10 protein-coding genes are annotated in these 11,437 nt (G+C 66.9%); 5 read left to right on the top strand and 5 right to left on the bottom strand.

Annotated features, from left to right (window positions below; all coding sequences use genetic code 11):
- Positions 1-10: 10 nt before the first annotated feature.
- From CBY09_RS23235 to CBY09_RS23245, 3 genes are read right to left on the bottom strand one after another with little or no spacing between them, the layout of a single operon-like run.
- A complete protein-coding gene (locus CBY09_RS23235) occupies positions 11-778 on the bottom strand; it encodes a cytochrome b/b6 domain-containing protein (RefSeq protein ID WP_094291941.1) in 768 nt (255 codons plus the stop codon).
- A gap of 44 nt (positions 779-822) precedes the next feature.
- Complete coding sequence (locus CBY09_RS23240; protein WP_094291942.1) at positions 823-1,347, bottom strand: diheme cytochrome c; 525 nt, start codon at positions 1,345-1,347, stop codon at positions 823-825.
- 7 nt (positions 1,348-1,354) lie between these two features.
- Positions 1,355-1,759: a DUF1924 domain-containing protein gene (locus CBY09_RS23245; RefSeq protein WP_094291943.1), complete on the bottom strand. Its 405-nt coding sequence runs from the start codon at positions 1,757-1,759 to the stop codon at positions 1,355-1,357.
- A 113-nt stretch (positions 1,760-1,872) separates the two neighbouring features.
- Between CBY09_RS23245 and CBY09_RS23250 the strand changes: the two genes are divergently transcribed.
- Genes CBY09_RS23250 through CBY09_RS23260 form a run of 3 tightly spaced genes read left to right on the top strand, consistent with a single transcriptional unit; the run spans position 1,873 to position 4,370 of the window.
- Entirely contained in the window at positions 1,873-2,244 is a 372-nt protein-coding gene (locus CBY09_RS23250) for a PepSY domain-containing protein (protein ID WP_094291954.1), read from the top strand.
- A gap of 33 nt (positions 2,245-2,277) precedes the next feature.
- Entirely contained in the window at positions 2,278-2,937 is a 660-nt protein-coding gene (locus tag CBY09_RS23255; RefSeq protein ID WP_094291944.1) for a response regulator transcription factor, read from the top strand.
- On the top strand, positions 2,934-4,370 hold the full coding sequence (locus tag CBY09_RS23260) for a sensor histidine kinase (protein WP_094291945.1): 1,437 nt from the start codon (positions 2,934-2,936) through the stop codon (positions 4,368-4,370). The genes CBY09_RS23255 and CBY09_RS23260 overlap by 4 nt, the downstream gene beginning before the upstream one ends.
- 117 nt (positions 4,371-4,487) lie before the next feature.
- On the opposite strand, the gene CBY09_RS23265 is transcribed toward CBY09_RS23260, so the two are convergent.
- The gene (locus CBY09_RS23265; protein WP_094291946.1) at positions 4,488-6,854 is read right to left on the bottom strand and encodes a DUF1631 family protein; all 2,367 of its coding nucleotides are present in this window, start codon (positions 6,852-6,854) and stop codon (positions 4,488-4,490) included.
- Positions 6,855-6,953: 99 nt separating this feature from the next.
- A complete protein-coding gene (locus CBY09_RS23270; protein WP_094291947.1) occupies positions 6,954-9,035 on the bottom strand; it encodes a sodium-translocating pyrophosphatase in 2,082 nt (693 codons plus the stop codon).
- Between the two features lie 285 nt (positions 9,036-9,320).
- Between CBY09_RS23270 and ppa the strand changes: the two genes are divergently transcribed.
- The gene (ppa, locus tag CBY09_RS23275; RefSeq protein ID WP_094291948.1) at positions 9,321-9,857 is read left to right on the top strand and encodes an inorganic diphosphatase; all 537 of its coding nucleotides are present in this window, start codon (positions 9,321-9,323) and stop codon (positions 9,855-9,857) included.
- A gap of 315 nt (positions 9,858-10,172) precedes the next feature.
- A partial coding sequence (locus tag CBY09_RS23280; RefSeq protein WP_094291949.1) for a methyl-accepting chemotaxis protein occupies positions 10,173-11,437 on the top strand: 1,265 nt, incomplete at its 3' end.

Consider the following 11,437-nt stretch of genomic DNA (forward strand, 5'->3'; position numbering starts at 1 on the left):
TGGCTATGACTCAGTCGTCATCCTGGTGCCGTTGGTGTTCGGTCGATATGCCGCTGGCAACCCAGCCGTTGGGCGACTGCTGCCACTGCCAGGCACCGAAGGCCAGTGTCGCGATCAGCAGCAGGGCTGCGAGCCAGGCGCGGTTCTTGGGGACCAGATCGGGTCCCTTGCCCTCCACCCGGCCGGTGAGCATGGGCAGCGCCTGGTTCTTGCGGCGCAGCACGCTCAAGCCTGCAATCAGCGCGATATGGGCCAGCACCACAAACAGCAGGGCGTTGCCGAAGAACTCATGCACCTCTTCCATCACTTCTCCCATCCAGTGGCCACCCAGCGCAGCGCCCCAGTCGTTGTAGGTGGCGTAGCCACTGAGCGTGAGGGGCACCACCAGCGCCAGCAGCAACACGATGGTCAGTGCCATCAGCAGGTTCTGGCCCTGGCGCCAGTTGATCTGCGTGACCGATGGGGCCTGAGGCAGTGCGCGCAGCCATGCGGGCGCCCCGGCCAGCTTGCGCCACAGCAGGCCCAGGCCCGAGGTGCGCGGCCCGAAGATGCCGTACAGCAAGCGAAAGCCCAGCAGCCCAGCCATGGTGTAGCCCAGGGTGACGTGCAGCAACCGCCAGTGCTCGCCGTCGGCCGTGGCGTAGGCGCCCACAAAGCTCAGTGCAAAAAGCCAGTGGAAGATGCGTGTGGGTGCGTCGATGACCCGGCGGCTGGGCACTTTGGCCGGAGCGGGTTGCGCCGTTGCGTCGGCGGGATGGAGGGTGGGTGTGTTGTTCATCGTGTTCTCCTTGTGGGGCTCCTGAGGAGGGCCGTGCGTGGCGGTCAGTCGTTCCAGGCGCGGCGTGAACGGGCATCCGGCCCCGCCGGCATGCGCAGGTCGTGGTCGTCAAACTGCCCCTGGTCTGCGCCCGTGTGGCAGGCCGCGCAATTGGCCGCGCTTTTCACGCTGGCGAGCTTCCAGGTGGCGGGTTCGATCTTTCGGTGCTTGCGTTCAAACCAGGCCGAACGGGTGATGCGGTCCTCAGGCGGCTCTTCGTTCACGCGCTTGTAGGTGCCTGCGTGGGCCTGCAGCCACTGGTTGAGCTGGCGAACGGTGGTGGCATCCAGCGATGCGTCGGTGCCGTAGTGCTTGTCCAGGCCCATCAGCACGCGGTTCCAAGACGCTGCGGGCAGCAGGCCGGGCGGGTAGGCGGTGTGGCAGGCGGCGCATTCCTGCGCGTAGGCGCTGGGCACATTGCGGGGCATGGCACGCCCGCTGTCCGCGTGGGCGCTGGTGAGGGACAGCAGGGCCAGCGCGCACGCGGCGGCGGCCAGGGGCGCAGAGCGCAATGGGACTGGTTTTTTCATGACGTTCTCAGGGCTTGAGGGCGTTGAGGTAGGCCAGCACGTCGGCCTTTTCCACCGCGGTGCATTCACGGCTCAGCACGTCGTTGCAGTTGCGGCGGAACCACTTGTCCACCTTGGCGGTGTCGGTAAAGGCTTTGGGGTTGAACGCCGGGGCCAGGGGCGCGATCGGCTTGCCGGTGCTGGCATGTTTGCCCTGTGCGGTGGGCGGTGTGCCGTGGCAGGATGCGCAAGACCACTCGCCGCCATGGCGTGTGGCGAAGAACACCTTGCCCTTGTCGGCATTGCCCGGGCTGCCGGCCTGGGCGCTCCAGTGGGCGAGCTGCTGGGCGGCCGTGGTGTCTGCGGCGTGGCTGATGCTGCTGGCGGCAAGTGTGCAGAGCGCTGCCAGCGTCAGTGTGCGAAGGGATTTCATGCCGTGGTCCTTGTGGGTTTCATCGTGTGTGGCGATTGTTGAAATCCCTGCCTGAACGGCGCGTGAAAGGGCTGTTCATCGGCCGTTCAGATACCGCGCGGGACAATGCGCCCATGTTTTTTCTCTCCTTCCTCCCTGTTGCTGCGGGCCGCCATGGCAAGCGCTGGCGCCTGGCGGCCTGCGTGCTGTGCGCTGCTGCGCTGGCCGTGCCACCTGCTGGGGCCAGTGGCAAGGACGACCACGACCGTGCCCGGCAGGCCGTGCAGGCGGGCCAGGTGCTGCCGCTGCCCACGGTGCTGGAGCGCCTGCAGCGCGAGATGCCGGGCCAGGTGCTGGAAGTGGAGCTGGAGCAGGAGCGCGAGCGCTGGATTTACGAGATCAAGCTGCTGACGCCTGCCGGGCAGTTGACCAAGGTCAAGCTCGATGCGCGCACCGCCGAGGTGCTGCGCATCAAATCGCGCGACGATCAGCGCACCGGCCGATAACACGGCCAGCACCGACCCCGTGGTTCACTGCCCATGCGCATCCTCCTGGTAGAAGACGACACCCTGCTACGCGCCCAGCTGCGCACCGCGCTGCACGATGCGGGCTACACCGTGGACGAGGCCGACAACGGGCGTGACGCGCAGTTTCTGGGCGAGACCGAAGCGGTGGATGCCGTGGTGCTGGACCTGGGCCTGCCGGTGGTGGATGGGATCTCGGTGCTCAAGCGCTGGCGTGCCCAGGGGCGCAACATGCCGGTGCTGATCCTCACGGCGCGCGACAACTGGCACGAGAAGGTCGCAGGCATTGATGCGGGTGCCGACGACTACCTGACCAAGCCCTTTCACATGGAAGAACTGCTCGCGCGACTGCGGGCCCTGATCCGCCGCGCCAGCGGGCAGGCGTCTGCCGTGCTGCAGTGCGGCGACTTGCAGCTGGACACCCGCAGCGGCCGCGTGACCCATGCTGGCCAGCCTGTGGTGCTCACTGCGCACGAATACAAAGTGCTGAACTACCTCATGCACCGCCCCGGTGTGTTGGTGTCGCGCGCAGAGCTGGTCGAACACATCTATGCGCAGGACTTTGACCGCGACTCCAACACCATCGAAGTGTTTGTGGGGCGGCTGCGCAAGAAGTTGCCCGGCACCTGTATCGAAACGGTGCGCGGCATGGGCTACCGAATGGTGCCGCCATGAGCTGGGGCGGGTTTCCTGCTGCGGCCTGGCACTGGTCGCGGTCGCTGCGGTTCCGTCTGCTGGTGGTCACGGTGGTGGGGGTGGCTGTGGCCGTGGTGCTGGCGGGGCTGGTGCTCAGCGGGCTGTTTCGCGAGCATGTGCAGCGGCAGTTCGAGGCCACCCTTTTGCAGCAGCTGGACCAGGTCACGGCTCGGCTGGAGTTCGATGGCCAGGGCCAGCCGGTGGTTGCAGCCCAGGCGCTGTCGGACCCGCGCTGGCTCAAGCCGTACTCGGGCCTGTACTGGCAGGTGGATGCCATGGCGCCCGACGGGCGCAGCCGGGTCGGGGTGTTGCGCTCGCGCTCCTTGTGGGATACCAGCCTGGTTTTGCAGGCCGATGCGTTGACCGATGGGGCCGTGCATGTGCACGAAGTGGTTGGCCCGCAGGGCGCGCCCTTGCTGGTGCTGGAGCGCACCGTGCGTGCCGAGGGCGTGGATGCGGCGCGCTGGCGGCTGATCGTGGCGGCCGATCTGCAGGCCACACAGGCGGCCACTGCACAGTTCACGCGCGTGCTGGGTTTGTCGCTGCTGGTGCTGCTGGCGCTGCTGGCAGCAGCCGCCTGGGCCCAGGTGGCGGTGGGGCTGAAACCCTTGCAGGCGCTGCAGCGGGGCTTGCAGGATGTGCAGCAGGCTCGCACCACCCAGTTGCAGGGGGCATTCCCTGCGGAGGTGCAACCGCTGGTGAATGACTTCAACGCCGTGCTGACCCGCAATGCCGAGGTGGTGGAGCGTGCGCGCACCCAGGCCGGCAATCTGGCACACGCCTTGAAAACACCCCTGTCGGTGCTGGAGAACGCGGCCCGCGCGCCTGCAGCCACGGATGGCGCGGTGATGGCTGCGCTGGTGCACGAGCAGGTGCAGATGGCGCAGCGCCACATCGACTGGCACCTGGCGCGTTCGCGCGTGGCCGCATCGGTGCACCTGCCGGGCCAGCGCACAGCACTGGAGCCGGTGGTGGCAGGGCTGGTGCGGGTCATGAACAAGGTGCATGCCGGGCGGGGCGTGGACATCACCGTCGGGCTGCCCGAAGCCCCGCTGTTCTTCGCGGGCGAGGCGCAGGATCTGCAGGAAATGCTGGGCAACCTGCTGGACAACGCCTGCAAATGGGCGCGGTCCAGCGTGCGGGTGCAAGCGCATATCGACGGCGGGCAGCCGCTGCAGATGGTGGTCAGCGTCGAGGACGACGGCCCTGGCATTGGCACCGCGCAGCGGGCGTTGGCGCTGGAGCGCGGCGTGCGGCTGGACGAAACGGTGCCAGGCACAGGGCTGGGCTTGGCCATCGTGCAGGAGCTGGCGGCCCTGTACGCAGGGCGCTTGGATCTTCAGTCTTCCGAACTGGGCGGGTTGCGGGCCGCACTCTCCTTGCCTGCCGCCCGGCAAGCCTTGCCGCAATGACGGCGGGACCTGTCTGCCTTGCGGTGCAGATTCCGCATGCGGGCAGGTATATGAAGCAGAAAATTGGCCGTCTGCGCCCGACCGTATTTGATTGTTTGCTATAAATAAAATAGCAATTTACATCCGGCTGTCCACGCTGTTGCGCATGGCGGCCTCTGCCACGGCGTCCAGGGCGCCGTCCACCACGGTCTGCTGGGCAATGATGTGCATTGCGCCTTGCTGGATGAGGCGGTCCACCAGCCGCAGCGTCATCGACTGCGTATGGCCCGATGCGCTGGTGAAGAGGAAGAAGTTGCCGTGCGAGCCGATCCAGGACAGCTGGGTGCGCTCCCACCGGCCGGCCACCAGCAGGTTGACCCAGCTGCCAATCGCCAGGGGTGGCAGGGCTGGGGCAGCGCCGCTGGCGGGTGTGGGCGCAGGCCCGGGGCTCTCGGATTCGGGGGCCTGGGAGGATTCCATGAACCCGGACTCCTTGGCCTCGGAGGGGGCGACCCAGGGGTCGTCGTCGCCCAGCGGCGCGGGCTGGGGCAGGGCGGGGGGCTCGGCGCGGGGTGCAGGGGCACGGGTGGCCGTGCGCGGGCCTGGCTTGAAGGCCTGCTGGTGCAGCTGCATCAGCAACTCGAAGATGGCCTCGGTCCGTTCGGCGGGGTAGTCGATGGAGGCCAGCCCCTCGCGCAGCTTGGCCAGCAGCTTGGGCAGCAGGCGTGCGAGCTGGCCGGTGTTCTTGCGGGTCAGCTCGGGCTGGGTACTCCAGATCAGGGCCTCCACCAGCTCGTGGTAGCGGCCGGGATCGGTGCTGTGGCTGGTGTCGGCCAAGCGCGCCTCGGCCATGACCTGGGCCCAGGGGCCGAGCAAAAAGCGCGAAACGGCGTCGGGCACCTTGCCGATGTCGGGCAGCAGCCAGATCTCGCGCGAGATCTGCGCGGCCAGCAGGTGGCGCCGCTCGGCATGTTCCAGCGCCTCGATGGCGCGCAGGCGCTCCTGCTTGCGCGCTTGCTCCTTTTGCGCCCACTTGGCGTGCAGCTGCTGCAGCACCTGCTCGAAATCCTCCGGCCCCTCGATGGTGGCGGTGGACAGCGGTCCGGCGATGTTCATGAGCGAGCGCATGAAGCTCTGGAAGCCCGGCGCCTCGGTGCTGTCAAACGCCAGGCTGCGGTCGGTGATGTCCTGCAGCAGGCGGCGCGCCGCGTGTTCCTTGTGGCTGAAGAAGCGGGTGTCGGTCAGCGCCAGCTGCATCAGGGCGGGCTCCAGGGCGCGTACGAACTGCTGCACGGGCCATAGCAACCGGGTGTCGCGCGCGATGTTGTCCACCATCAGCGCCACCACCTCGGTGCTCAGGGCCTGGGCCAGCCCGCCGGTGTGCTGGCGCGGCGGGGTGGCGGGGGCGCCTTCGGGGCTGCTGGGGGCACTGCCTGCGGCCTGTGCGCGCTGGCTGCCCAGGCGCTCCATCATCTGGCCGACCTGGTTCATCTCCTGCAGCGCCTCGAAGGCGGCGGGCACGGTCATGGCGAAGTCGGTGGCGGGCGGGTCGATGCGGGGGAGCGAGTCCGGATGCTCGAACTCGCGGGAAAAGCGTTCGGCAAAGGTCTCGGGGGCCGCCGGGGGCTGCGCGGGAATGGCGGCCTCGTCCAGCTCGCCCAGCAGCAGGCGGCGCAGGCGGCCCAGCGTGAGCAGCGGGTCGGCGGTGGCGGGCTCGGGGTGATCGATGGGGCCCACATCATGGGCGGGGCCTGACTCAAAGCCAAAGCCGGGCGATGCGCCGCCCTCGGCGGGGGCTACATACACATACTGGCCGTTGGCCTGGCGCATGGCGTAGCCCACGGGCTGCACGCCGCTTTGCTTGAGCCGCTCGGTCTGCGCGACATACAGCGCCCGCAGCTCCTTGCCCAGCGCCTGAGCCATCTGCCCCATCCAGTCGTGCCGCACCTGCTCGGTGACCTGCATCTGCGACACCACGGTCTGCAGCGCCTGCAAAAAAGCGTCGGGGCGCAGCGGGTTGTGCTCGGGCCGCACCTGCGGCTGCCCCAGGGCCGCGCAGACCAGGGCGTCGAGGTCGGCCAGCGGCCCCTCGACGGCCGAGGCCAGCACCTGGCGGGCGCGGGCGCGTTCCACGCTGTCGCTGATCTGGGTTTCGTCCATCAGCTCCAGCTCGTCGAAATGCACGCTGAACAGCGAGCGTGTGGCCTTTTCTTCCTTGTGTCCGGATTGTTGCTCCAGGGCCTTGCGCAGCGCCTCGGGGTAGCGCTCGCTCATCACCCCGTTCAGCCGCATGAGCTGCTGGCGGGCTTCGAGCATGGCGTGGTGCTCTCCCGGGGTGCGGGCCTGGTCCAGGCGCTGCTGCAGGGACATGCGCGTGGCCTCGGCAATGCGCTCCATCAGCGGGCGGGCCCCGGCGACCACGTCCTCGACGATGCGCTGGTACAGCGGGGCGTGGGGCCCGGAGGGAGCGGGGGCGGCAGACGGTGTGGTGTGATTCAAGGCCATCTTCTCTGGAGAAAAACCGTTGTCCCGGATGGTAAGCGGCAAAAAAGGGGCCGAAGCCCCTTTTTGACGGTGATAAGACCGTAAACACGTTCCAAGGGTTTACCCGCCGTGGAACTTGACCACCAGCGGCACGATGAGCAGCGCCACGATGTTGATGATCTTGATCAGCGGGTTGATGGCCGGGCCCGCCGTGTCCTTGTAGGGATCGCCCACAGTGTCGCCGGTCACGGCAGCTTTGTGCGCCTCGCTGCCCTTGCCGCCGTGGTGGCCGTCTTCGATGTACTTCTTGGCGTTGTCCCAGGCGCCGCCACCGGTGCACATGCTGATGGCCACGAAGAGGCCGGTGATGATGGTGCCCATGAGGAGCCCGCCCAGCGCCTTGGGGCCCAGCAGCAGGCCCACCACCAGCGGTGCAATCACGGGCAGCAGGCTGGGGATCACCATCTCCTTGATGGCGGCGGTGGTGAGCATGTCCACGGCCTTGCCGTACTCTGGCTTGCCCGTGCCGTCCATGATGCCCTTGATGGTGCTGAACTGGCGGCGCACCTCCACTACCACGGCCCCGGCAGCGCGGCCCACGGCCTCCATGGCCATGGCGCCGAACAGGTAGGGGATCAGCCCGCCGATGAACAGGCCCACGATGACCAGCGGGTCAGACAGGTCAAAGCTGATGGATTTGCCGTAGGTTTCGAGCTTGTGCGTGTAGTCGGCAAACAGCACCAGCGACGCCAGCCCGGCCGAGCCGATGGCGTAGCCCTTGGTCACGGCCTTGGTGGTGTTGCCCACCGCGTCCAGCGGGTCGGTGATGTCGCGCACGCTGCTGGGCAGCTCGGCCATTTCGGCAATGCCGCCTGCGTTGTCGGTGATGGGGCCATAGGCATCCAGCGCCACCACAATGCCTGCCATGCTCAGCATGGCCGTGGCCGCCACTGCAATGCCATACAGCCCGGCCAGGCCGTAGGCCACGATGATGGCCGTGCACACAAACACCACTGGCCAGGCCGTGGAGCGCATTGACACCCCCAGGCCCGCAATGATGTTGGTGCCGTGGCCGGTGGTGGACGCCTGGGCGATGTGCTGCACGGGCGAGTATTGCGTGCCGGTGTAGAACTCGGTGATCCACACTAGCACGGCCGTCAGCACCAGGCCCGTGGCGCAGGCGCCAAACAGGCGCAGCTGGCTGCCGCTGGCGGCCACCGCGTTGTCCGGGATGATCCACAGCGTGACGAAGTAGAACGCCACCAGCGAGAGCACACCCGCAATCGCCAGGCCCTTGTACAACGCGGGCATCACGTTCTTCATGCCGGGCGATGCCTTCACGAAGAAGCAGCCGATGATGGACGCGATGATGGACACGGCCCCCAGCGCCAGTGGGTAGACCACGGCGTTGACCGGCGCGGTGGCCACCAGCAGCGCGCCCAGCACCATGGTGGCGATCAGCGTGACCGCGTAGGTTTCGAACAGGTCGGCCGCCATGCCCGCGCAGTCGCCCACGTTGTCGCCCACGTTGTCGGCGATCACGGCGGGGTTGCGCGGGTCGTCTTCAGGGATGCCTGCCTCGACCTTGCCCACCAGGTCGGCGCCCACGTCGGCGCCCTTGGTGAAGATGCCGCCGCCCAGGCGCGCAAAGATGGAGATCAGCGACGAGCCGAAGGCAAAGCCTATCAGCGGGTTGAGCAGCGTGGCCAGCTTGGTGTTGGGCGTGAGGTTGCCGTTTCCGGCCAGGAACCAGTAGAACGCCGTGACGCCCAGAAGCCCCAGCCCCACCACAAGCATGCCGGTGATGGCCCCGCCGCGAAACGCCACATCCAGCGCCGGGCCGATGCCTTGCGTGGCGGCCTGCGCCGTGCGCACATTGGCCCGCACCGACACGTTCATGCCGATGAAGCCGCAGGCGCCCGAGAGCACTGCGCCCACCACAAAGCCCACCGCCGTGGTGCCGTCCAGAAAAATACCGATGAGGACCGCCAGCACCACGCCCACGAGGGCGATGGTCTTGTATTGGCGGGCGAGGTAGGCAGCGGCACCGGCCTGAATGGCGGCGGCGATTTCCTGCATGCGGGCATTGCCGGGGTCTTTGGCGAGGATCCATCCCCGCGCCCAGATCCCGTAGGCCACCGCAATCAATCCGCAAACCAGAGCCAGTATCAGGGGGGCAGTCAGCGCTGTAGTTCCAGCCATTCGTCACTCCTTTCAATCTTTGCAGTTGCACGGAAGGAAACATCACAACGCAGGTCGGTGGTGCTTCCGCTGCGTTGCTTCCTCGTGCTCCTGCGCCGCTTGAAAAGGGCGGGGAGTCGATTGGCCAACGGGCCCAATTTACAGCCAAACCATGGTTTGCAAGCGGGTAGAAAGGGACCTGCGCCTAAAATCAGGGTTAATCCCGACGCTTCATGGCGCTTGTTTGCGTTGCGTCAGCGCTCTGTGCATCGCGGGTTGCCGTTACCCAAACCACTATTCAAAGACATGTCCCTCAACAACGTCACCCCTGGCAAGAACGCCCCTGAAGCCTTCAACGTGGTCATCGAAATCCCGATGAACGCGGACCCGATCAAGTACGAAGTGGACAAGGAATCCGGCGCGATCTTCGTGGACCGCTTCATGACCACGGCCATGCACTACCCCACCAACTACGGCTATGTGCCGCAGACCCTGTCGGGCGACGGTGACCCGGTGGACGTGCTGGTGATCACCCCCTACCCGCTGCACCCCGGCGTGGTGGTGCCCTGCCGCCCCCTGGGCATCCTGATGATGGAAGACGAAGCAGGCGTGGACGGCAAGGTCATCGCCGTGCCCACCTCCAAGATCCTGCCTATGTACGACCACTGGAAGACCATCGACGACGTGAACGCCATGCGCCGCAACGCCATCGCCCACTTCTTCGAGCACTACAAGGACCTGGAAAAGGGGAAGTGGGTCAAGGTGCTCGGCTGGGAAGGCATCGAGTCCGCCAAGAAGGAAGTCGTGGACGGCATCGAGAGCTACAAGAAGTCGCAGGCCTGAGGCGCACCTGCCCAGGTGTTTTGCCCGGGTGTGGCGCCCGGGTTGGATGCAAAAACAGCCTTCTGCGCGCGTCCATCAAGCGCAAATAGCTATAAAAATTGAAGCATGCAAGCCCCGGCGGCCTGCATGCTTTTTTCTTGCTGGCGTGCAGCAGGGCTGGGGGCGCATCCGGGTCCCGCCTAAGGCGCAGAGGCCCGCCGCGCTGCTAGACTGGTGCTTCAAATTGTTACAAATCGCCCGGTGCCGGAAGGCCGGTCCGGGCCGTGCGTCAGGGGGCTGCGGCACTGTGGCTCCGGGTTTTTGGAAGGGTGATACATGAAAGTTTCCGATCTGCGCATCGGCGTCAAACTGGGTGCTGGCTTTTTGGCGGTGGTGCTGCTGACCACGGTGCTGGGCCTGATTGCGCTGGTGCAGATGTCGCGCATCCACAGCAATGCCGACGAGATCGCCAACAACCTGCTGCCCAGCGTGGCGCAGACCGGGGACCTGCGTGTGCTCTACAACCGCATGCGCCGCTCCGAGGCAGGCATGGTCACCGCGCGCAGTCTGGTGGAGGTCAAGGCGTTTTCCGAGCAGGTGGCCCTGCGCGTCAAGGACATCGAGCGGGTCGAGAAAACCTACGAGCCCCTGATCAGCAGCCCCAAAGAGCGCGAGATCTTTGACGCCTACAAAAAACGCAAGGCCGATTACGCCGTGCTGCAGGCCAAGCTGGTCGAGATTGCCAACGGCGTGGATTTCTCCACTGCCGAGACGCTGGAGCTGACCAGCGATGCCCTGTCCATGGTCTATGCCGGTGAGTCCGAAGGCGCGTTCGTGGCCGTGGCCGAAACGCTGGGCCAGCTGCAAAGGCTCAACGCCGACAACGCCACGCAGGCTAGCGAGGAGGCCCGCCAGGTGTTCAGCATGGCGCGCATCTCGCTGCTGGTGACGCTGGCCGTGTGTGTGGTGCTGGCTGCGCTGCTGGGCGTTGGCATCACGCGCGCCGTCACCCGCCCGGCGCACCATGCGGTGCGCGCAGCCCGCGCGATTGCCGAGGGCGACCTCACCATCGACGTGCCCGCTGGCGGCAAGGACGAAATGGGCCAGCTGCTCACGGCCCTGGCCGACATGCGCGACAACCTGGCCCGCGTGGTCACGGGCGTGCGCAGCAACGCCGAAGGCGTTGCGTCGGCGAGCTCGCAGATTGCGTCGGGCAACAACGACCTGAGCGCGCGCACCGAACAGCAGGCCTCGGCGCTGGAAGAAACGGCCGCCTCGATGGAAGAGCTGGGCTCCACCGTGCGGCAGAACGCGGACAACGCACGCCAGGCCAACCAGCTGGCCGTGAGCGCCAGCACCGTGGCCGTGCAAGGCGGCGACGTGGTGGCCGAAGTGGTCGAGACCATGAAAGGCATCAACGCCAGCAGCAACAAGATTGCAGACATCATCAGCGTCATCGACGGCATCGCCTTCCAGACCAACATCCTGGCCCTGAACGCCGCTGTCGAGGCCGCCCGCGCCGGAGAACAAGGCCGGGGCTTTGCCGTGGTGGCCGGAGAAGTGCGCAGCCTGGCAGGGCGCAGCGCAGAAGCCGCCAAGGA

The sequence above is a fragment of the Acidovorax kalamii genome (assembly GCF_002245625.1).
Lineage (GTDB): Bacteria > Pseudomonadota > Gammaproteobacteria > Burkholderiales > Burkholderiaceae_C > Acidovorax > Acidovorax kalamii.